The organism is Bathymodiolus japonicus methanotrophic gill symbiont (genome assembly GCF_019721995.1).
Taxonomy (GTDB): Bacteria; Pseudomonadota; Gammaproteobacteria; order Methylococcales; family Methylomonadaceae; genus Methyloprofundus.
The window spans coordinates 1-20,215 of the sequence record NZ_BLYC01000036.1 but is presented as its reverse complement, the minus strand read 5'-3'; the positions used below and the strand labels follow the sequence as shown (position 1 = coordinate 20,215).

Annotated in this window: 23 protein-coding genes and 8 pseudogenes; 17 read left to right on the top strand and 14 right to left on the bottom strand. The window is 41.4% G+C overall.

Translation table 11 applies throughout. The features are described from left to right. Positions 1 to 54: 54 nt before the first annotated feature. Positions 55 to 237, top strand: a pseudogene (locus K6984_RS24485) (IS6 family transposase); the annotation flags it as partial. A gap of 118 nt (positions 238 to 355) precedes the next feature. Here the strand turns inward: K6984_RS24485 and K6984_RS24480 are convergent. Continuing rightward, the gene (locus tag K6984_RS24480; protein WP_221897813.1) at positions 356 to 505 is read right to left on the bottom strand and encodes a hypothetical protein; all 150 of its coding nucleotides are present in this window, start codon (positions 503 to 505) and stop codon (positions 356 to 358) included. A 27-nt stretch (positions 506 to 532) separates the two neighbouring features. Then, positions 533 to 661 (bottom strand): hypothetical protein, encoded by a 129-nt coding sequence (locus K6984_RS34890; protein WP_263458596.1) that lies wholly within the window; start codon positions 659 to 661, stop codon positions 533 to 535. A gap of 191 nt (positions 662 to 852) precedes the next feature. Here K6984_RS34890 and K6984_RS24475 point away from each other — a divergent pair. The 4 genes and pseudogenes from K6984_RS24475 to K6984_RS34880 form a co-directional block, all read left to right on the top strand. Further along, positions 853 to 1,158, top strand: a pseudogene (locus tag K6984_RS24475) (DDE-type integrase/transposase/recombinase); the annotation flags it as partial. A gap of 16 nt (positions 1,159 to 1,174) precedes the next feature. Next, on the top strand, positions 1,175 to 1,303 hold the full coding sequence (locus K6984_RS34885) for a hypothetical protein (RefSeq protein WP_263458596.1): 129 nt from the start codon (positions 1,175 to 1,177) through the stop codon (positions 1,301 to 1,303). Between the two features lie 27 nt (positions 1,304 to 1,330). Continuing rightward, the gene (locus K6984_RS36580; RefSeq protein WP_420831711.1) at positions 1,331 to 1,588 is read left to right on the top strand and encodes a hypothetical protein; all 258 of its coding nucleotides are present in this window, start codon (positions 1,331 to 1,333) and stop codon (positions 1,586 to 1,588) included. A gap of 407 nt (positions 1,589 to 1,995) precedes the next feature. Beyond that, positions 1,996 to 2,124 carry a hypothetical protein gene (locus tag K6984_RS34880; protein WP_263458596.1) on the top strand — a complete coding sequence of 43 codons (129 nt, stop codon included), beginning with the start codon at positions 1,996 to 1,998 and terminating at the stop codon, positions 2,122 to 2,124. Positions 2,125 to 2,683: 559 nt separating this feature from the next. Here K6984_RS34880 and K6984_RS24465 read toward each other — a convergent pair. Beyond that, positions 2,684 to 3,637: a hypothetical protein gene (locus tag K6984_RS24465; RefSeq protein WP_221897812.1), complete on the bottom strand. Its 954-nt coding sequence runs from the start codon at positions 3,635 to 3,637 to the stop codon at positions 2,684 to 2,686. A gap of 117 nt (positions 3,638 to 3,754) precedes the next feature. Here K6984_RS24465 and K6984_RS34875 point away from each other — a divergent pair, with 117 nt between their 5' ends. Then, positions 3,755 to 3,883: a hypothetical protein gene (locus K6984_RS34875; RefSeq protein WP_263458596.1), complete on the top strand. Its 129-nt coding sequence runs from the start codon at positions 3,755 to 3,757 to the stop codon at positions 3,881 to 3,883. A gap of 112 nt (positions 3,884 to 3,995) precedes the next feature. On the opposite strand, the pseudogene K6984_RS24460 reads toward K6984_RS34875, so the two are convergent. Further along, positions 3,996 to 4,217: pseudogene (locus K6984_RS24460) on the bottom strand (DDE-type integrase/transposase/recombinase); the annotation flags it as partial. Between the two features lie 154 nt (positions 4,218 to 4,371). On the opposite strand from K6984_RS24460, the gene K6984_RS24455 reads away from it, so the two are divergent. Next, positions 4,372 to 4,527 (top strand): hypothetical protein, encoded by a 156-nt coding sequence (locus K6984_RS24455; protein ID WP_221897811.1) that lies wholly within the window; start codon positions 4,372 to 4,374, stop codon positions 4,525 to 4,527. On the opposite strand, the pseudogene K6984_RS31650 reads toward K6984_RS24455, so the two are convergent. Continuing rightward, positions 4,488 to 4,652 (bottom strand): annotated as a pseudogene (locus K6984_RS31650) (DDE-type integrase/transposase/recombinase); the annotation flags it as partial. The gene K6984_RS24455 and the pseudogene K6984_RS31650 sit on opposite strands and share 40 nt — an antisense overlap. 88 nt (positions 4,653 to 4,740) lie before the next feature. Next, positions 4,741 to 5,568, bottom strand: coding sequence for an ICP22 family protein (locus tag K6984_RS24445; RefSeq protein ID WP_221897810.1), 828 nt, complete (start codon positions 5,566 to 5,568; stop codon positions 4,741 to 4,743). Positions 5,569 to 5,873: 305 nt separating this feature from the next. On the opposite strand from K6984_RS24445, the gene K6984_RS24440 reads away from it, so the two are divergent. Continuing rightward, a complete protein-coding gene (locus K6984_RS24440) occupies positions 5,874 to 6,158 on the top strand; it encodes a hypothetical protein (RefSeq protein WP_221897809.1) in 285 nt (94 codons plus the stop codon). Between the two features lie 267 nt (positions 6,159 to 6,425). On the opposite strand, the pseudogene K6984_RS24435 reads toward K6984_RS24440, so the two are convergent. Continuing rightward, positions 6,426 to 6,647 (bottom strand): annotated as a pseudogene (locus K6984_RS24435) (DUF4277 domain-containing protein); the annotation flags it as partial. 158 nt (positions 6,648 to 6,805) lie between these two features. Here K6984_RS24435 and K6984_RS36575 point away from each other — a divergent pair. From K6984_RS36575 to K6984_RS24420, 4 genes and pseudogenes are all read left to right on the top strand, one after another. Next, positions 6,806 to 6,976 (top strand): hypothetical protein, encoded by a 171-nt coding sequence (locus K6984_RS36575; protein WP_420831710.1) that lies wholly within the window; start codon positions 6,806 to 6,808, stop codon positions 6,974 to 6,976. Continuing rightward, entirely contained in the window at positions 6,925 to 7,053 is a 129-nt protein-coding gene (locus K6984_RS34870; protein WP_263458596.1) for a hypothetical protein, read from the top strand. The genes K6984_RS36575 and K6984_RS34870 overlap by 52 nt, the downstream gene beginning before the upstream one ends. Positions 7,054 to 7,080: 27 nt before the next feature. Next, positions 7,081 to 7,281 (top strand): hypothetical protein, encoded by a 201-nt coding sequence (locus tag K6984_RS24425; RefSeq protein ID WP_221897807.1) that lies wholly within the window; start codon positions 7,081 to 7,083, stop codon positions 7,279 to 7,281. Then, a pseudogene (locus tag K6984_RS24420) lies at positions 7,209 to 7,784 on the top strand (IS6 family transposase); the annotation flags it as partial. The gene K6984_RS24425 and the pseudogene K6984_RS24420, both read left to right, overlap by 73 nt. 124 nt (positions 7,785 to 7,908) lie before the next feature. Here the strand turns inward: K6984_RS24420 and K6984_RS24415 are convergent. From K6984_RS24415 to K6984_RS34865, 4 genes are all read right to left on the bottom strand, one after another. Next, positions 7,909 to 8,676, bottom strand: coding sequence for a hypothetical protein (locus K6984_RS24415; RefSeq protein ID WP_221897806.1), 768 nt, complete (start codon positions 8,674 to 8,676; stop codon positions 7,909 to 7,911). 159 nt (positions 8,677 to 8,835) lie between these two features. Then, a complete protein-coding gene (locus tag K6984_RS24410; RefSeq protein WP_221897805.1) occupies positions 8,836 to 9,675 on the bottom strand; it encodes an RHS repeat-associated core domain-containing protein in 840 nt (279 codons plus the stop codon). A 616-nt stretch (positions 9,676 to 10,291) separates the two neighbouring features. Continuing rightward, positions 10,292 to 10,432 carry a hypothetical protein gene (locus K6984_RS24405; RefSeq protein ID WP_221897804.1) on the bottom strand — a complete coding sequence of 47 codons (141 nt, stop codon included), beginning with the start codon at positions 10,430 to 10,432 and terminating at the stop codon, positions 10,292 to 10,294. Between the two features lie 27 nt (positions 10,433 to 10,459). Beyond that, positions 10,460 to 10,588, bottom strand: coding sequence for a hypothetical protein (locus tag K6984_RS34865; RefSeq protein ID WP_263458596.1), 129 nt, complete (start codon positions 10,586 to 10,588; stop codon positions 10,460 to 10,462). A gap of 18 nt (positions 10,589 to 10,606) precedes the next feature. On the opposite strand from K6984_RS34865, the pseudogene K6984_RS31645 reads away from it, so the two are divergent. Next, positions 10,607 to 10,743 (top strand): annotated as a pseudogene (locus tag K6984_RS31645) (IS6 family transposase); the annotation flags it as partial. A gap of 2 nt (positions 10,744 to 10,745) precedes the next feature. On the opposite strand, the gene K6984_RS24400 reads toward K6984_RS31645, so the two are convergent. After that, positions 10,746 to 10,961, bottom strand: coding sequence for a hypothetical protein (locus K6984_RS24400; RefSeq protein WP_221897803.1), 216 nt, complete (start codon positions 10,959 to 10,961; stop codon positions 10,746 to 10,748). Between K6984_RS24400 and K6984_RS34860 the strand changes: the two genes are divergently transcribed. After that, entirely contained in the window at positions 10,918 to 11,043 is a 126-nt protein-coding gene (locus K6984_RS34860) for a hypothetical protein (RefSeq protein WP_263458871.1), read from the top strand. The two genes, K6984_RS24400 and K6984_RS34860, sit on opposite strands and share 44 nt — an antisense overlap. Positions 11,044 to 11,764: 721 nt before the next feature. Here K6984_RS34860 and K6984_RS24395 read toward each other — a convergent pair. After that, on the bottom strand, positions 11,765 to 12,448 hold the full coding sequence (locus K6984_RS24395) for an IS6 family transposase (protein ID WP_221897802.1): 684 nt from the start codon (positions 12,446 to 12,448) through the stop codon (positions 11,765 to 11,767). Between the two features lie 70 nt (positions 12,449 to 12,518). Between K6984_RS24395 and K6984_RS24390 the strand changes: the two are divergent. Both K6984_RS24390 and K6984_RS24385 read left to right on the top strand, forming a co-directional pair. After that, positions 12,519 to 12,647: pseudogene (locus K6984_RS24390) on the top strand (DDE-type integrase/transposase/recombinase); the annotation flags it as partial. A gap of 123 nt (positions 12,648 to 12,770) precedes the next feature. After that, on the top strand, positions 12,771 to 12,911 hold the full coding sequence (locus tag K6984_RS24385; protein WP_221897823.1) for a hypothetical protein: 141 nt from the start codon (positions 12,771 to 12,773) through the stop codon (positions 12,909 to 12,911). A 242-nt stretch (positions 12,912 to 13,153) separates the two neighbouring features. Here K6984_RS24385 and K6984_RS24380 read toward each other — a convergent pair whose 3' ends face one another. Next, entirely contained in the window at positions 13,154 to 13,945 is a 792-nt protein-coding gene (locus K6984_RS24380; protein WP_221897801.1) for a hypothetical protein, read from the bottom strand. Positions 13,946 to 14,889: 944 nt separating this feature from the next. On the opposite strand from K6984_RS24380, the gene K6984_RS24375 reads away from it, so the two are divergent. Continuing rightward, positions 14,890 to 19,983 (top strand): SpvB/TcaC N-terminal domain-containing protein, encoded by a 5,094-nt coding sequence (locus K6984_RS24375; RefSeq protein WP_221897800.1) that lies wholly within the window; start codon positions 14,890 to 14,892, stop codon positions 19,981 to 19,983. Positions 19,984 to 20,215 lie beyond the last annotated feature (232 nt).

Below are 20,215 nucleotides of genomic sequence, written 5' to 3'. Positions count from 1 at the left end.
TGGGTGAAGGTAAGAGTTTGATGGCAATGGGATGGAAAAACTTGAACATCGAGTGTCAGGTATGGCGTTTCGTATCGCGACCTTGAAGAAATTATGGAGGTAAGAGGTGTTGAAGTGGATCATGCTACGCTCAATCGTTGGGTTATCCGTTATTCTCCTGCCATTGCTGTGAAAGCTAAATCTCAGAAACGAGGAACCAATAAATCGTGGCGCATGGATGAAACGTATATCAAAGTTAACCCATCTTCGTCACTTTCATCTTTCTAAGCCATTGATTCATCGGTTTAAGCGATTTTTTGTCGAAAAATTCTCTTTGAAATCAATGGTGTTTTTTTTGAAAGTTTTGTAGTGCCATTTATATTATTTTTGTCGATAAATTCATTCGCTGAAAATCAGGGAAACGTAGCCTAAGCGAAGTGATGATTTTTAGTCCGCGATAGCCGTAGGGCCGTTGTTTTGTCGGAGTCTGAGCGTTAGCGAAGGTGGAGACAAAATAAAAGGCCATCCGACACGGCGTCAAGTCATTTGGAGCCTATGTTCCGACCCCTTGTTGGGTCGGGACGAGGTGACGAGGACGAATCGGGGCCGCCGGAGGCATAAGTGGTCGCGTTAAGTTTTTGCTGCTTGCTTGGGCTGGGATGCCCAAAACAAGCTTTCGCAAAAATAGCGACTCCCCGAGACTTTTGTCAAAAAAATCATCATTATTTGAGTGTAATTTACATGCGACAAAAATACTCTAAAAAATCCAACGTTTTATACAAAAACACAAAATCTGTAGTGCCAACTGGCTACTTTTTAAAATTTCAACCAATTGATTTATAACAACTACATCATCAATAGTGACGAAGATGGGTTAAGGGTCAGTGGACCTATTTATACCGAGCTGTTGATAGTCACGGGGATACGCTTGATTTCATGCTTTCTGAGCGCCGTGATGAAGAGGCTGCAACCGCATTTTTCAAACAAACGATTAACAATAATGGCTTTCCTGATAAGGTCGTTATGGATAAAAGTGGCGCTAACTATGCAGGATTATCCAATATTAACCTCTTGTTAATCCTCGCTGGGTTTGCCACTATGATCGACATATTACAGGTTAAATATTTGAATAACATCATCGAACAGGATCATCGCTTTATCAAAAAAATAACAAAACCTCGGGGAGTCGCTATTTTTGCGAAAGCTTGTTTTGGGCATCCCAGCCCAAGCAAGCAGCAAAAACTTAACGCGACCACTTATGCCTCCGGCGGCCCCGATTCGTCCTCGTCACCTCGTCCCGACCCAACAAGGGGTCGGAACATAGGCTCCAAATGACTTGACGCCGTGTCGGATGGCCTTTTATTTTGTCTCCACCTTCGCTAACGCTCAGACTCCGACAAAACAACGGCCCTACGGCTATCGCGGACTAAAAATCATCACTTCGCTTAGGCTACGTTTCCCTGATTTTCAGCGGATGATGGGCTTTAAAGCGTTTCACTCCGCCCAAGCAACAATTGATGGAATTGAAACGGCACATATGATCCGAAAGGGGCAATTGTCTGAGGAAAATATTCCTGCTTATAAGCAGTTTATGGCTTTAGCAGGATAGTTATGCCTGAAGACCAGGAGGACTACGCTTTTTGATAATTATTGCGACAGAACCCATATTTAAGGGGGGAAGAATTTTGTTAACCCATCTTCGTCACTATTGATGATGTAGTTGTTATAAATCAATTGGTTGAAGTTTTAAAAAGTAGCCAGTTGGCACTACAGATTTTGTGTTTTTGTATAAAACGTTGGATTTTTTAGAGTATTTTTGTCGCATGTAAATTACACTCAAATAATGATGATTTTTTTGACAAAAGTCAATGAATTTATCGACAAAAATAATATAAATGGCACTACAAAACTTTCAAAAAAAACACCATTGATTTTAAAGAGAATTTTTCGACAAAAAATCGCTTAAACCGATGAATCAATGGCTTAGAAAGATGAAAGTTCGGGGAGTCGCTATTTTTGCGAAAGCTTGTTTTGGGCATCCCAGCCCAAGCAAGCAGCAAAAACTTAACGCGACCACTTATGCCTCCGGCGGCCCCGATTCGTCCTCGTCACCTCGTCCCGACCCAACAAGGGGTCGGAACATAGGCTCCAAATGACTTGACGCCGTGTCGGATGGCCTTTTATTTTGTCCCCACCTTCGCTAACGCTCAGACTCCGACAAAATAACGGCCCTACGGCTATCGTGGACTAAAAATAATCACTTCGCTTAGGCTACGTTTCCCTGATTTTCAGCGGACGAAGATGGGTTAATGATGGCATCTTTTCTTTCTTTTGGGTATTGAGTTGTCATGGTTTTATTTTTCCGCCCCTTGTTTGAGTTATTATTTTTCAAATAAGGCGAAAACTATCCTGACACGGGGGGGGGATACCTGCTAATGTTTTTTGAGCACTATAGAAGTTTTTAAAGCCCAGCATATAGACTCTCAGAAATTAAATGTACACTATTCGGACTTCAGGCAATGTGTCTATGGTGAGTTGTTCGCCATATTTGCGAGGCTTTCCTTTTCCAACGTATTCACCTGCAAACGGGAATAGAAAGTAGAATCGTGACGTAATTTAGACACCAAATGTAATCCGAGCTGCTTGACCATTTGTAACCCCGCGTTATTAGTTTTTGCGGCAGAACCCTAGGGGGCACTGATGTTCATTTGAGATCAAAATAAAAATCGTCAGAGGTAGTTCTTCTTTTCGTCGGGATATCTTCATCCTCATCAGAACTGTCAAAGGGATTACTTCCTTTCGTCGGGATATCTTCATCCTCATCAGAACTGTCAAAGGGATTACTTCCTTTCGTCGGGATATCTTCATCCTCATCAGAACTGTCAAAGGGATTACTTCCTTTCGTCGGGATATTTTCATTCTCATCAGAACCGTCAAAGGGATTACTTCCTGACTCGTTCCTGACTACAGAAGAGCTGAATGAATCCCCCAAAGAATTAGGAAGGGCATCAACCTTACGTGTCCTTGGTGCCGGTTTTATTTCCTGACGTCTCTTCTTCTCACGTTCTTCTCCTTGCTTTCTATGATAGGCATCGATCTCAGTTTGTCGACGCTGGGTAGATTTGAACCAGTAACCAGGACTCTCCACCCCAGCGGGGCGGGGCGGCAGGACTGGCTGTATTGAATTCTTATTGATCTTTACCTTATCTGGCGTATTTGAAGCACGAACTCTAGTTAAGTTTTCACTAGATATTTTTGAACGGGGATATTCCTTCTCAGCCTTTCCCTTCCTAAAAAAACGACGCAGAGTATTTTCTTCCTCCATTTCCCCTGAAGGATCCGATGACAAAATAACTTGCCCGTTACCATACACGTATTGAGAGAAAAACTGTTTTTGCGGATCTTGCGTTAGGAAGCGCCCTGTTTTTAAGCTCAGGTATCTAGCATGGAGGTGACTAAGGTTCCCCATGATCGGTTGGCCAAGAAACATATCAGCTTGCACTGAACAGGGTAAAAATGATAGTAGTATTTTCATCAAAATAATGCTTCTGTCGAAAAAATTGGTTATGTCACCAATACCTTCGCCGATTTGGATTTTAGATCTTATTTTCCTGGAATTCAATATTCTCACTATAATAACTAAACTGAAGTTTCCCAATTATTGAGTAGCTGAAATGGTTCTGTCGCAATAATTATCAAAAAGCGTAGTCCTCCTGGTCTTCAGGCATAACTATCCTGCTAAAGCCATAAACTGCTTATCGGGGAGTCGCTATTTTTGCGAAAGCTTGTTTTGGGCATCCCAGCCCAAGCAAGCAGCAAAAACTTAACGCGACCACTTATGCCTCCGGCGGCCCCGATTCGTCCTCGTCACCTCGTCCCGACCCAACAAGGGGTCGGAACATAGGCTCCAAATGACTTGACGCCGTGTCGGATGGCCTTTTATTTTGTCTCCACCTTCGCTAACGCTCAGACTCCGACAAAATAACGGCCCTACGGCTATCGCGGACTAAAAATCTTCACTTCGCTAAAGCTCCGTTTCCAGGATTTTCAGCGTAAGCAGTAATATTTCCCTCAGACAATTGCCCCTTTCGGATCATATGTGCCGTTTCAATTCCATCAATTGTTGCTTGGGCGGAGTGAAACGCTTTAAAGCACATCATCGGTTTTGTTATTTTTTTGATAAATCGGTGATCCTGTTCGATGATGTTATTAAAATATTTAACCTGTAATATGTCGATCATATTGGCAAACCCAGCCGCTGTCAGCCCCGGACGGGCTGATAGTCTCCAGAAGGCGCAGGAAAATTTGCCAATCCGAAGTGCGCGATAGCGCGCGAGGGAGGCTAAAATTTTATCCCGAATAGCCGTAGAGCCGCCATGACTGAGCTGCTTTGTGCTCACAGTCTGTGGCGGACGCAGGGCGGCTGGAGCATCTCCTATTCGCTGCGTAGGTGAACGAATTACGGCGACAGGAGTCCCGGAATTTCGTGAGGTAGCATGGCGTGCCTGGAGGATTAACAAGAGGTTAATATTGGATAATCCTGCATAGTTAGCGCCACTTTTATCCATAACGACCTTATCAGGAAAGCCATTATTGTTAATCGTTTGTTTGAAAAATGCGGTTGCAACCTCTTCATCACGGCGCTCAGAAAGCATGAAATCAAACGTGTCACCGTGACTATTAACGGTTTTGTCGCATGAAAACAGCTTACAGTTGATTTTTACACAAACATTTTCTTTTTGCGACAGAACCAGATTCTTGCTATTCAGGAAACAGAGGAACCGCCCCCATGGCCTTCAGTCTCTCTTCAGTCATAACCCTAGGTTTATGCGCATGTTGCTGATTGAGTACATCTACCATCTCATCATATTCCTCTATTGATCTTGCAGCACCTATGCGTATCAATTTTTCTTCATTAGATTCTACATCGTCAGGGGGTGCGTTCATATCTTCGTCAGGGGGTGCGTTCATATCTTCGTCAGGGGGTGCGTTCATATCTTCGTCAGGGGGTGCGTTCATATCTTCGCCAGGGGGTGCGGCGTTATGCTCCTCCTCACTAATATCTTTTCCTCCCCCATTTCTTGAATTGGGATCAAGCTCTGGACCTATAGAAGGGTTTCCTGGGCTGCTGCCCGCCTGTATAACTTCATTCCCTGACTTTGTGTTCTTTGCTGCCTCCGAGCCATTGGTTGTAACTATTTCTTCATGTGAGGCAGAAATAGGCGCTGTTTCGCCTCGAACTACCTGCTCGGTTCTCGACGAATCAAAAATAAGCGTCGCTTCACGAGCCTGCTCAAAAGGAAATACCTCCCCAGAAGGGTCAGATGATAAGATGACCCTCCCATTACCATACACGTAATGGGAGAAAAACTGTTTTCGTATGTCTTGCGTGATAAACCGCCCTGTTATGAGGTTCAAGTATCTCGTATTAAGATGGCTAATACTTCCTGATATAGGACGGTCAATAAACCTATCAGCCTGTGCTATATTTGGCAACAATGATAGAGATATTAGAATTATTTTTCTCAAGATAATGGGGCTACCACATAAAGTTAACTTCTCCACTTTATCTGCTATCATGATTCCCAATTCGAATAAAAGAATGTTCATATGCTCAGTTTTAACTCACATTGAGTGGGTGCTACCCACAAGAAAGTTGATATATTTCAGCCACAGTCGGGCCAAAGAGTAATAAAATTTTCTCTCGCAAAGGCGTAAGTCCTTCAACCATCTGATGTGACTGATTTTCCGTCGATATTTTAAGGCCAGGCGCGCCATGCTACCTCACGAAATTACGGGACTCCTGTCGCCGTAATTCGTTCACCTACGCAGCGAATAGGAGATGCTCCAGCCGCCCTGCGTCCGCCACAGACTGAGCACAAAGCAGCTCAATCATGGCTACCACAAATGGCTCTACGGCTATTCGGGATAAAATTTCAGCCTACCTCGCGCGCTATCGCGCACTTCGGATTGGCAAATTTCCCTGCGCCTTCTGGAGACTATCAGCCCGTCCGGGGCTGACAGCGAATGAATGCCCAATAATAACTGGAATACCCAGCGTAAAGTCGGCGCTTCTGTTGCCTGCTGAATTTGATTGGGCAACGTTTCCTTTTGTGAGGCCAGGCAAGCCCGCATACGTCTTCCGGCAATGCCATATACCAGAAAGGATAACAGCATGACCATTAATAATGCCATGATACGCTGGGGTGTTTTAACAAACTGAAGTTTCCCAATAATTATTTATGGTAAAATTGAAACTATGCTACAACTATATGAAAAAAATAGTCTTTTCATTCGTTTCAAATGCTATTGCCTAAGGGGAATTAAGTATGGGGTTTGCTATAAACATGGCAAAACCACCTAAAATAAACCTCGATACACCAGCATTGTGTATTTCAGCTACTCAATAATTGGGAAACTTCAGTTAACAAATAATGATGAGACAAAAAACAGAAAGGGGTCAATGACAAAGGCTTATTAGAAAACCCCAATCCATTGATAACCATACCTGCAACCGCTTCACCCGCTGATAAGATTTCTCCTTCATAGTTCCCAAGGCGTGCGTCAATCAGCTCTACGATTTTTAAATCCTTGATAACTCCTGAGATGATGCCTAAGTGATCAAGGCGTTCAATTGAGTAGCTTGCAGAATTATTTTCTTGTGGCATGTTTCTACATTCTAAAATTATACAATACCTTCGCCAAAAATAATACAACATTCGCTGAAAATAACATCAGTGTTCCCCTATTTGGTTCTGTCGCATAAATCCCCATTCCCGACGTTATCTGCTATCATAATTCTCAATTTCAATAAAAGGTGGATCACATGCTCAGCTTCAAAGGCACTCACTTTCAAAAAGATGTCATTCTTTATGCTGTTTTCTTTTATGTCAGGTATGGCGTTTCGTATCGCGACCTTGAAGAAATTACGGGGAGTCGCTATTTTTGCGAAAGCTTGTTTTGGGCATCCCAGCCCAAGCAAGCAGCAAAAACTTAACGCGACCACTTATGCCTCCGGCGGCCCCGATTCGTCCTCGTCACCTCGTCCCGACCCAACAAGGGGTCGGAACATAGGCTCCAAATGACTTGACGCCGTGTCGGATGGCCTTTTATTTTGTCTCCACCTTCGCTAACGCTCAGACTCCGACAAAACAACGGCCCTACGGCTATCGCGGACTAAAAATCATCACTTCGCTTAGGCTACGTTTCCCTGATTTTCAGCGATGGAAGAAAGAGGTGTTGAAGTGGATCATGCTACGCTCAATCGTTGGGTTATCCGTTATTCTCCTGCCATTGCTGTAAAAGCTAAATCTCAGAAACGAGAAACCAATAAATCGTGGCGCATGGATGAAACGTATATCAAAGTGAAGGGTCAGTGGACCTATTTATACCGAGCTGTTGATAGTCACGGGGATACGCTTGATTTCATGCTTTCTGAGCGCCGTGATGAAGAGGCTGCAACCGCATTTTTCAAACAAACGATTAACAATAATGGCTTTCCTGATAAGGTCGTTATGGATAAAAGTGGCGCTAACTATGCAGGATTATCCAATATTAACCTCTTGTTAATCCTCGCTGGGTTTGCCACTATGATCGACATATTACAGGTTAAATATTTGAATAACATCATCGAACAGGATCACCGCTTTATCAAAAAAATAACAAAACCGATGATGGGCTTTAAAGCGTTTCACTCCGCCCAAGCAACAATTGATGGAATTGAAACGGCACATATCATCCGAAAGGGGCAATTGTCTGAGGAAAATATTCCTGCTTATAAGCAGTTTATGGCTTTAGCAGGATAGTTATGCCTGAAGACCAGGAGGTCTGTGCTTTTGATAATTATTGCGACAGAACCCAATTCTTTGCCTCCCTCGCGCGCTGCTAGCGCACTTCGGATTGGCGAATTGCCCTGTCGCCTACCACGGACTAAAAATCATCACTTCGCTTTGGCTCCGTTTCCAGGATTTTCAGCGGCTGAATAACCGGGCGCCTGAGAGGCGAAGTAGCCACGTGTTTTATCCTCCAGTCCCAGTCTGTATCATGTTTTAAGCCAAAAAACTCCTGATACGCTGGTTCAATACCTTCTAGTAATACTTCTGGAAATTCTCTTATTACTGTTTCGCCTCTACCAGGGGTTATTCCTTCCGGTCTATATTTCAATCTCAGATTTGGGTTACTGGCACCATCGACGATTTTAAGCTCCGCATCACCGCGCTCATTGAAAAATACTTTAGGTATCGAAAGCTTGCTTAACTTGCCTTCTTTTGCCGTTTTAAAGAGTATTGAAGGGGCTCTGGGGACCATAACTTCTGGGGTCGGGATAATAACGTTATGATTTTCTAATCGCTCCCCCTTTCCCCCAACCTCTTTTAATGGAGTAGTACGCTCACCTTGGATTATTTCCGGAATCCTATGTTGTTCTACGGAGATAGCCTGTTTGATTACTTCGTTACTCTCATCTGCCATCATGTCGCCAGTGGGATCGGAAAACTTAATTACATTACCGGAACCATAATTGTATCCAGAATAATATTGTTTCTTTCTATCAGTTGTTAAGAACCTCCCAGTATTGTGATTTAAAAAACGATCGCCTAGTTGGCTCAATCCGCCGACACTAGGCTTGTCTAAGAAATACCCCGCATGGCATATACTGGGTATTAGTAAAATAACGCTAAATATTTGGTTCTGTCGCATAAACTCCACTTCCCGACGTTATCTGCTGCCATAACGGATCTTTATATGGATTGTAAAAGAAACTCTCAATACCTTCGCCAATTTTAGTTTAATCCAAAAATGACAATCTTACACTCGATGTTCAAGTTTTTCCATCCCATTACCTTAATGATGCTCTAATTACAATGGTTTTTGTGCTGGCTGTGCTGGTGGACTCGACTTAAAAATATCTTTTATTATTTCAGGGCCTTCTATCATTGCCCCAACCATAACGCCTTGTGAAACCACTTCTTTTGCTGCTGACTTGGCAAAACCGATTATTTTTTGAGTGATCGTTTTCTTTTTCTCCTCACTGTCTTTATCATCGCTATTTTTGTCCTCACTCTGTTTTCTGTTATCTTTTTTCTCAACCCCATTCTTACTCTCTTTCTTGGGTTCATAAGCTATTTTTTCTTTATCCTGAGTTTCAGTTTCCTTACTTATCGTGCCTTCTCTTTCATCTGTTAATGGTTCTTTTACCTCAGTTTGGTTTGGGTCGCCAGCCAGACTATCTTTTATGCCTTTCAGTTGGTGAACTTCTGAGTTACTCCCATCTATAACTGAATTAGTAGACTGATCTACTGTAGTACCTATATCTTTTGCGTCTGATAGTTCAGGAATTAGCATTCCTGATGATGCGCTAACTGTTTCATCTATTGTAAGAGAACTTGCTGTTACTTCTGATATGGCTACTTCTGAATCAATGATGGGTGATAGTTCTGGAACTACTGCTGTCGCTGCGAGAGCCACTATAACTTCTCCAACCTCTTCAAATACTTTAATCATTGGCATGTTTCCTGTGGGGTCAATGTAAATCAAAGGATTAGCGCTTGCATAATTATATTCCCCATTTACTTTTTTCTTACGATCGGTGGTTAGAAAGCGACCCAACAAATCAGAATAGTATCTGTTTTCCATGTGGTAAACATTTGAGGTCATTACCTTTGGTGTGTCAATGAATGAACCCTCTGTTCCGGCCATAGAGAGAGTAGGTGCTAATATGATTGATGCTATTATTTTTTTCATAAGTAATGGGTCATTATTTCCAACTGAAGTTTCCCAATTATTGAGTAGCTGAAATACACAATGCTGGTGTATCGAGGTTTATTTTAGGTGGTTTTGCCATGTTTATAGCAAACCCCTACTTAATTCCCCTTAGGCAATAGCATTTGAAACGAATGAAAAGACTGTTTTTTTCATATAGTTGTAGCATAGTTTCAATTTTACCATAAATAATTATTGGGAAACTTCAGTGCAGATAGACTGGTAAAAGATAAAAACCTACGAGTATCAAACCTGCGCCAAAATGAAAATACACTCATTTTTATGAATTTTTACAGCCTATAAGCGATTGATTTATATAGGTGTAAGATTGTCACTTTTGGCTTAAATTAAAGTTGGCGAAGGTATTGTATTTCACCAGTATTTTCCAATTAGCAAATGAGGTTCTGTCGCAAAAGTTTATCGTGCGTGTAAAAATCGGTCATAACCGGTCTTTATGCGGCTAATGAATAAAACTGTCCTGCAGGAGACAAACCATCTCCTCCTATCATTTGCCCTTTTTTGATCATTTTCATTAGCTCAATACCGGTGTTTTTCAAGATAGTTTTCGCCTACGCTGAAAATCAGGGAAACGTAGCCTAAGCGAAGTGATGATTTTTAGTCCGCGATAGCCGTAGGGCCGTTGTTTTGTCGGAGTCTGAGCGCTAGCGAAGGTGGAGACAAAATAAAAGGCCATCCGACACGGCGTCAAGTCATTTGGAGCCTATGTTCCGACCCCTTGTTGGGTCGGGACGAGGTGACGAGGACGAATCGGGGCCGCCGGAGGCATAAGTGGTCGCGTTAAGTTTTTGCTGCTTGCTTGGGCTGGGATGCCCAAAACAAGCTTTCGCAAAAATAGCGACTCCCCGATTTCTTTTATGTCAGGTATGGCGTTTCGTATCGCGACCTTGAATAAATTTCATGGAAGAAAGAGGTGTTGAAGTGGGTCATGCTACGCTCAATCGTTGGGTTATCCGTTATTCTCCTGCCATTGCTGTAAAAGCTAAATCTCAGACGCTGAAAATCATGGAAACGGAGCTTAGCGAAGTGGTGATTTTTAGTCCCTGATAGGCGACAGGGCAATTTGCTGATTCGACGTGTGCTAGCAGCACGCGAGAGGAGCAAGAATTGCATTCCGAATAGCCGTCCAGCCAGTGAGGTAGTAATGACGAAGCAGCTTTTGTGCGTAGTCGTTGCGGACGCAGGGCGTTCAGGGCGTATCCCATCCTCTGCGTAAAGGCGTTGTCATTTGTTCTGGTGGATAACATGAGAACGAAGGTGGCCAGTCCTTTAGATGATAAAGGTTGATTGAACCAATCCTACAGATTACTCTGGTTTCATCTGGCTGACTTTTAATCACGACATTGCTATGTATACATGCTTTTTTCTCTGGGTCGTCATCCTGTAGTTCGCAAGGATTCTGACCATTGACAAAGTGTGTAAAAATGGAAATATAAGTATCACATCCTTCGGTAAAATAGAATGTAGGGTCATATGCATTATGGTTAGTTCCATAGATTGTACCATTAGCCTTTACATTTCTTCTGAAACATTCCGCCGCTTCACCATAACCACATTTATATGAATACCATGTAACTATAACGTCTGTGAATGTATTATTATATATCCCCACGTGGTAGGCTGATGCCTGCGTGGGTGCAAGTGATACTAAGATAGATACGGATAGAAATAGTACTAGATATAATTTTTTCATGATAATTTATTCCTTTGATTAGTAATAAGCATAAAATAACTTCGACAATTCATGATTGCTCCGCACTTGCAGGCACAGCCACATAATTCCATCGGCTCAAGTGCCCATCAAAAACGATTTGCATGGATTCTTTAAAAACCATCAGCAACTTTTCGTGTCTCCTATTCTGAGTGTGCTAAATTAACTTAAGGGGGTAGTCAGTTAGCACCTCCACCCCCTATATATTGTGCTGGTGCCAATTAAATCCATGAGCAATTTCTGTGGTTCTGTCGCAAAGGTTATCAAAAACGCAGAAAGCCTTGTCTTCAGGCGTAACTATCCTGCTAAAGCCATAAACTGCTTATAAGCAGGAATATTTTCCTCAGACAATTGTCCCTTTCGGTTCATATGTGCCGTTTCAATTCCATCCATTGTTGCTTGGGCGGAGTGAAACGCTTTAAAGCACATCATCGGTTTTGTTATTTTTTTGATAAATCGGTGATCCTGTTCGATGATGTTATTAAAATATTTAACCTGTAATATGTCGATCATATTGGCAAACCCAGCGAGGATTAACAAGAGGTTAATATTGGATAATCCTGCATAGTTAGCGCCACTTTTATCCATAACGACCTTATCAGGAAAGCCATTATTGTTAATCGTTTGTTTGAAAAATGCGGTTGCAGCCTCTTCATCACGGCGCTCAGAAAGCATGAAATCAAGCGTATCCCCGTGACTATCAACAGCTCGGTATAAATAGGTCCACTGACCCTTCACTTTGATATACGTTTCATCCATGCGCCACGATTTATTGGTTTCTCGTTTCTGAGATTTAGCTTTTACAGCAATGGCAGGAGAATAACGGATAACCCAACGATTGAGCGTAGCATGATCCACTCCAACACCTCTTTCTTCCATAATTTCTTCAAGGTCGCGATACGAAACACCATACCTGACATAAAAGAAAACAGCATAAAGAATGACATCTTTTGGAAAGTGAGTACCTTTGAAGCTGAGCATGTGATCCACCTTTTATTGAAATATGAGAGTTATGATAGCAGATAACGCGGAGAATGGGGATTTATGCGACAGAACCCTTGATTTCATTCTTTCTGAGCACCGTGATGAAGAGGCTGCAACCGCATTTTTCAAACAAACGATTAACAATAATGGCTTTCCTGATAAGGTCGTTATGGATAAAAGTGGCGCTAACCAGGCGCGCCATGCTACCTCACGAAATTCCGGGACTCCTGTCGCCGTAATTCGTTCACCTACGCAGCGAATAGGAGATGCTCCAGCCGCCCTGCGTCCGCCACAGACTGAGCACAAAGCAGCTCAGTCTGTGGCTACCACAAATGGCTCTACGGCTATTCGGGATAAAATTTTAGCCTCCCTCGCGCGCTATCGCGCACTTCGGATTGGCAAATTTCCCTGCGCCTTCTGGAGACTATCAGCCCGTCCGGGGCTGACAGCGCACGACTAAAAACCTTTCTCGACAAACCTTCTACCTAAAATCCTAATTACCTTTTATAATTAATGAGTTACACGCCCCTTATATATTCTTATATATATTCTTATATATATTCTTATATATATTCTTATATATATTCTTAAAGAATATTGTGTTTCTAAATAAAATCTCCTGTGGATAACTATTTTTATAAACCGAAGTTTCCCAAAAACATCGGTAACATTGCCAGTGCTATAACATTCATTTTAACTCACCTATTTTTGTTTAAGATAATGAAATATAAGCTCATTATTCATGAGTTGATAGTTTGTTGCATCATAAAGGTCTCTATCTGTACTTGCCATGTCTGACCTTGCTAAATTGTTACGCGCTCTCATGATTGACAATTCCCTTATGATTTCAATATTTTCAGCCGTGTTGCGTGATAGTGTTGATTCATGGCGTTTAATGTCAAGTTGTTCTTCATCCGTTGAAAGACCGAAATATTGCTTGTCTTTCATTCGCTTATAATTATTTAATTGATAGTCAGTTACCCTTAGTATTTCCTGCTTTAACTGATCGTCTGTTAAATAAGGCTGACGCATTAGCACCGTATCTTTTGCTGTTATCTCCAGTGAACGCCTCATGGATATTAAATTTCCACCGTCTTTATTCCTTGCAAACCACTTGCCCCAATCCTTATAATTCATTCTTGGCTGGGTTACAATGCTTCTTGTGATAATAGGTTTTTTCTCTAAAAAACTAAAGGCACTTTTACTGGATAGCTTGCTAACATGCTCAACATTTTCTGATTGCGCACCAAGTCTGCTGCTTACAATTTCCTCTATTGAATCTTTTTCTTCTAGCTCTTCATGCACCATCCTGCCTGTGGGGTCAGAGCTGATAATGACATGACCAGCATCGTAGCTGTAGTGGCTAGTGAATTGTTTTACGGGGTCTTGAGAAATAAATCGTCCGGTCGCATGGTTTAAATACCTATCATTAAGATAACTTAAATGACCAATAGAGGATAAATCTAAGAAAAGTGAGAATAAGAGTGGTGACATTTTTTTTCAAAAAAACCGGTTTGCAGGTTAAATATTTTAATAACCCTGCCCTGACGCATGAACTCAACCACTATGCACTGAAAGTGCATAGGTTGCGACTGGACTGAAAGTCCAAAACTAACTATTCAAGAATCATGATTCCACTATCTTTGTTTGAAGGATCGCGGTGGTACTCAAGATATGCCTGAACCATTTCTTCTTTGGCATCACAGCCCAAGTTCGCGGAAAAAGCTTAACGGGACTAGTTATAATTTTCGATGTCTCGATTCGCCCTGCGCCCATCACGATTTCGTACAACCTAGCTACGCGGGTTGTACGAAATCGTGATTACCTCAATGACTCTACGCCAACTAAAGCTGTTACAAAATCATTCTTGTGAGCAGGTGGCACCTCCATTATCACCGCACCGCCATTACCTCCAGTTCCACCATTATACCCAAAATCTTTGAAGATGCTTGAAAAGTTCATGGAATAAAAGCAACCGGTTCTGTCGCATAAATCCCCATTCTCCGCGTTATCTGCTATCATAATGCTCATATTTCAATAAAAGGTGGATCACATGCTCAGCTTCAAAGCTGAAGTTTCCCAATAATTATTTATGGTAAAATTGAAACTATGCTACAACTATATGAAAAAAACAGTCTTTTCATTCGTTTCAAATGCTATTGCCTAAGGGGAATTAAGTAGGGGTTTGCTATAAACATGGCAAAACCACCTAAAATAAACCTCGATACACCAGCATTGTGTATTTCAGCTACTCAATAATTGGGAAACTTCAGTTTTCTGATTTTTACATTAAAAATACGTAACTACTCAGCGTAATTTAAACTCATAACAGATTGATTTAAAATAACAATTAATGTATCTCTCTGAATTTTAGTCCAATTTTCACCCCTTTTTAAAATAGAATGAAATATTTAATATTATTAGTTGTAGCACTATCAATGTCAGCCATTGCGGATGATCAGGCTTACGTCCCAATTACTGGAAAATTCTCAGTTGATGGAAAAGGGGCATCTAATTACACAATCAAAATAGACACTGTGCCAGCAAAGCACCAGCCACGAGTTGCACTATCCTATAACTCACAAGGGGGTGGTGGATTTGTAGCCCATGGCTGGAGCTTGCACGCGTCACCCTTAATCAGAATATGCTCACTGAACAAGCGTCAAGATAATAAGTGGGCTAACATCTCACTCAACATGGGGGCTGATGATTACAAGGTTAATCGTTTCTGTATGAACGGCAAGCGGCTATCAGCCATCAATGGTAATTATGGTGCTGATAAAACGACCTATCAGACTGAACTGTTTAGCAGGAAAGTTATTACATCTAATGGTAAGTGTGGCGATGGCCCCTGTTCTTTTACCGTGCAGAGTAGCGATGGTTCAGTACAGGTTTATGGTGGTGATGCTAACTCGACCGTTCAAATGGAGGATAAGGATATTCTAGTGTGGGGTGCGAAGAGTGACACCGATAAATACGGGAACACTATACAGTTTTCATATCTACCCAGCGACCAGACTAATGTGCTTTACCCGAGTGAGATTAATTACTTTATCTCTAAAGATGGTAAAGATTCAAGAAAGGTTACATTTACCTACGACACCATTGCGCCAACAAATAGAATTGCAAAGCGTGTAGGACTTGGTGGTTACTCGTTCAAACCAGACAAAATACTCACTCAGGTTAATACGTATGATATTGGCAATCGTGCTGTCTTTCAATACACACTAACAAATGATTTTGATAAATTTAGCAATGGCTACAAGCTGCTCTCTTTGGATAAAAAATCAGCAGACGAAACTCAGAATTACTACACGCACACCTTTGGCTACAAAGACTATCAACCTGACACACCCTCATTCAATAAGGTAAACACGGTAGCTATTCCAGCCACTGTGACTGATTGGGATAGCATTAAGCTTGTTATCATGGATAAGTACGGTGATGGGTACAAAGGTGTCGGGGTTATAAGTAACGAAAATAACAGAGCTATATTCAAGTTTGCACGTGGCGATAAAGATGGCAAGCTAACACTTGCAGAGGATGAAGCTGATCTTGGAGAATTCACACCCACAGATAAAAACTCAGATTCTTATACGTTCTTAGCAGTTGATAAAAATGGCGATGGATTAAATGACTTAGTTAAAATTTTCAAGGGCACAGATGGTGATGCTTATGTTGAAACTTATCTAAGCATTTCAGGCAAGCCAGACTTTGAGAAAGACCCCGTTGTTCAGCCGTTCAATTCACCTTATGTAACAGGTGGAAAGAATGCAACTCACTATGTTGGAAGAGATATTAATGGAGATGGGCTTACGGATATTATTGAGATGAAGCCAACATCCGATGAACAAGTATCAACCTATCAGATTACAGTTTATTATGCAGATGTTAAAGGCGGCTTTCCAACTAAAAAACTGATTAACTCAGAGATAGAAAATGATGTCATTCCAAAAGTAAATCAGTCTGTTAGTTTTTCTGATTCTGATAAGGACACGCTATCTGATTTGTTCTTGTTGTCTTCGCAGTCGGGGGATGTGTTTGCTACGCCGTTATATAACAGGCAAGGAAAATTCCTTGCGCCAGATGGTGATTCAACAAAGAACATTAAGCTGGGTAAGAGTGGTGACTGGAAAGGATTACCCGCTTATAATTTCCTTGACTTTAATAATGATGGACTAAGTGATCTAGTTAAATTTGATTACAGCGATACCATGCCAGTTACTGGAAACATCTATATTAATACAGGTAATCTTTTCGGTGATATGCTCGCAGGCTCTGGTGTAGGTGACAATACCACGGATGTATTTTCTCTCACGTCAGCAGGTGAAGACCAGAACAATGCACATAATATTACTTTTGTTGATATAAATGGGGATGGTCAGCCGGATGCTCTAAAATACATGGGTGGTACTGGCGACCCTAAAGATCAGGACAACACTTACTTTGAGACATTCCTGCATACCGGTAACACGTTTGTTAAGTCACAAGATACCCCTCTGTTCGGAGCGCATACTCGCAACGTAGTATCCAGTATGGGTGATAATCCTATCGCTTCTATTATCAGTGTTATGCAATCAAATGGTACCGTGAATATCTCAGTCTATGAAAACTCAATCAAGCCACCTGATCTTGAAATGATAAGTATTGATAATGGTATTGGGCTGACATACAACATCGACTATCAAAAAGTAAGTCCCTTCATTGACTATGCGAAAATTGAACAGCCCGGCTATCCTAACATTTTGTTAAGCAAGGTACGCATGGTCGTTAATTCCTACACTACACATCAGGACGATGGTACAGAGCATGGTTTTAAAAGACAGCATGACTATACTTATAAGTTCCCTATTTATAACCGTCATGACTGGATGTTTTCAGGATATAGGAACGTAACAGAATCCATTGCATCACTGGATAAATTAAAGTCAATGGAGTACTACGTTACGTATCCGATTCGTGGCAAGATAAAAAGCACCACAGTCTCTCAGCTTAGTACGGGTATTCCTTTCAACAAGGACGAGACGACTTGGGGCTTTGATATTAAGTACCCTAATGTAGGCCCTAAGGTTGTTATGGTTTATAAAACAGGTGCAAAGTCTACCGTGTATCAGGACAGCCAGCAAGTTAATGCGCCTATCGCATGGGTTAAAAATAAAACATTCACCTATGAAAATGAATGGGGAATGGACGTGTCATCAACAGAAGGTTATGACGGTGGGGACGTGCTTTACAAGTGCAAGCGTTATACTAATAATGTGTCGGGTAAAGGTGCGTTTATAATCGGAATGGAAACTGGACAGTTGAGTACTAAGAGCGATAAGCAATGCACTCAGTTCAAAGGTAATCATTTGTATGACGTGCCTTACGTGCCAACGACTGATGATCTGATGCTATCATATACTAAGCTATCAACTGATGGGTTAATGAGCAGCGCAGCTAATCTTCGGTATTCAGATTCTAACAAGGCTTACCACACCAAGCAGTTTACTTATGATGCACAGGGTAATGTTATTACCTCTTCAACCTCAGCAGATTACACGGACATAACAGGGGAATTTAAAGACCCAAAGAAAACACTTGTTATGACTAATTTGTATGATGATACAGGTTATGTTGTGAAAAGAACTAAGGGTGAATTCTCTGAATCATTTAAAACAGATTCACGCTTTGGTGCTACCACTTACTACAAGGACGCCTCAGGAAAAGAAACTGATAAAACCATTAACTCAATCGGTGCTGTGGTTAAGACAACCATCAATGGCAAGGTATCAGATAGTTATGGGTATGCAGTTGATAATGAGGGACGGTTTAAGTATGGAGTTGCGATGGTGGCTGGAAATCCAGTTGAAACAAAATCCTATCTTAATGCGGCCGGTAAACCTTGGAAACATACCAAGCTAACCAATGAAAATAAACTACTCACATTCGGCGAGGTAAAACTTAATCCAAATACAGGACAGATAATAGCTAAACTATCAGGTTACTTTAATGAAAAAGATGCCGAACAAAAGCTAATTTCCTATGATAAACGTTGGGTTAAGAACAAAGAAGTTAAAGGCGTTCAGGTAGACTTGTTCCAGCATGTATATAGCGAAGGCGAATTATCCATTACCCACTCTGGAAATGACCCTACCCATGCGTCAAAAGGAACAGTGATACTAAGTAAGTCTATCCACAATCCTGCCAATAGAACCACCACTAAGGTTGAAGCTGATAAAACTCAGTCGACTGTTTATAAAAACTTGCTTGGAAACATTATCAAAGAAGTTGATAACAGAGGCTTTACATCAACTCGCACTTTTGACTTTGATGGAAAAATGATTGGCAGTTATACGCCAGATTCAGGTAACGAAGTATTTGCTTGGGATGGCTCGGGCAAGCTGATAGTGCATAATAAAGGCATTGAACATAATACCTATACTTATGACATCCATGAAAGAGCATTAACAGCAACACGCACCGAGGGGGATATGGCACGTACTGTTCATTACACATGGGATGATCAGGTCAAGGGGTTCTTTAACCTAGGCAGGCTCACAGGAATTCAGGATAAAGGAAATCATATTAATGTTAATTATGACAATGACGGGAACATTACCCAGAAAATATGGAATGTTGCTGCAAAACAGTATGATTATGAATTCCTTTATTACCCGAATGCTATCCCGCTATCTGTGACTTACCCTGATAAATCTTCTGTAACTTATAGTTACAATAAGACTGGTGAATTAGCTACCGTATCTTACGCTGGCGAGACGAAAGCAGTTAATCCAGATGCAACTATAGGGTTTAGTGATTATGGCATTACATTAAAGCCACAGCAGATAAATTATGGTAAGTCTGTTTCATTGAAACGAGCCATTGATGGCTGGGGTCGCTCTATAGAAGATACATTCTCTCAAGGTGATAAAGTTATTTCATCACTAAAATACGGATGGGATAATACGGGCAACATAACATCGCAAACTCGGGATGGTAAAGTTACTCAATATACATTCGATATGAGAAAGAGACTGGTTAATGCTAAAAGTCCAACACTTGATTTAAGCTATCAGTATGATGCTAACAACAATCTTTTGCAGAATGGAGCTAACAAGTTTACCGTTGAAAGTAAAACAAACAGACTCGCCACTGGGACAATCGCTGGTAAACCTGTGACGTTTAAGCATGATGCGCTAGGCAGGTTACTAGGTGATGGTGAAGAATCCTATGCGTACGGTGACAGTGGGCGACTTGAATCTATAAAGAATGGTGGCAACACGGTATCAATTAGCTATTTCAATAGAAAGAAGTTACAGGATAACGTAGCAATTTACTTAGATGGTGGCTTGGAAATTGTCAAAGCCGGGCACAAAAAGCGCATCCAGTCTTTCAGTCAAACGTGGGAAGTAATACACCCAGATGGAAAGATTGATTACATATTCCCAGACAGATTGAGAAGTAACTTAATGAGTGTTGATTCAAAAACATTAACGCCTACATCATCTTTTGAATATGAACCTTACGGAAAAGCGCATGCTACTAAGTAAAGTTATCTCTCTTATGCTCTTGGCAGTTTGTGCTGAGAGTATGGCAGGTGAACAAAGCCCCCGATTTATTGGGGGCGATTCATCATCTAATTTAATTCATCTTGGAGACAAGCATGGTTCTGTCGCAAGTATTGTTGAAAATGTAGGAAGCCTGGTTTTCAGGAATAACTATCCTGCTAAAGCCATAAATTGCTTATAAGCAGGAATTTTTTCCTCAGACAATTGTCCCTTT

Excerpts from the sequence above, each read along its gene's own strand:
- K6984_RS24480 (WP_221897813.1), bottom strand. The coding sequence starts at position 505 with ATGGCCTTTTATTTTGTCTCCACCTTCGCTAACGCTCAGACTCCGACA.
- K6984_RS36580 (WP_420831711.1), top strand. The coding sequence starts at position 1,331 with ATGGCCTTTTATTTTGTCTCCACCTTCGCTAACGCTCAGACTCCGACA.
- K6984_RS24440 (WP_221897809.1), top strand. The coding sequence starts at position 5,874 with ATGGCTACCACAAATGGCTCTACGGCTATTCGGGATAAAATTTCAGCC.
- K6984_RS36575 (WP_420831710.1), top strand. The coding sequence starts at position 6,806 with ATGCTCAGCTTCAAAGGCACTCACTTTCAAAAAGATGTCATTCTTTAT.
- K6984_RS24425 (WP_221897807.1), top strand. The coding sequence starts at position 7,081 with ATGGCCTTTTATTTTGTCTCCACCTTCGCTAACGCTCAGACTCCGACA.
- K6984_RS24415 (WP_221897806.1), bottom strand. The coding sequence starts at position 8,676 with ATGCGACAGAACCAAATATTTAGCGTTATTTTACTAATACCCAGTATA.
- K6984_RS24410 (WP_221897805.1), bottom strand. The coding sequence starts at position 9,675 with ATGGCCGGAACAGAGGGTTCATTCATTGACACACCAAAGGTAATGACC.
- K6984_RS24405 (WP_221897804.1), bottom strand. The coding sequence starts at position 10,432 with ATGGCCTTTTATTTTGTCTCCACCTTCGCTAGCGCTCAGACTCCGACA.
- K6984_RS24400 (WP_221897803.1), bottom strand. The coding sequence starts at position 10,961 with ATGGGATACGCCCTGAACGCCCTGCGTCCGCAACGACTACGCACAAAA.
- K6984_RS24395 (WP_221897802.1), bottom strand. The coding sequence starts at position 12,448 with ATGCTCAGCTTCAAAGGTACTCACTTTCCAAAAGATGTCATTCTTTAT.
- K6984_RS24380 (WP_221897801.1), bottom strand. The coding sequence starts at position 13,945 with ATGTCACCACTCTTATTCTCACTTTTCTTAGATTTATCCTCTATTGGT.
- K6984_RS24375 (WP_221897800.1), top strand. The coding sequence starts at position 14,890 with ATGTCAGCCATTGCGGATGATCAGGCTTACGTCCCAATTACTGGAAAA.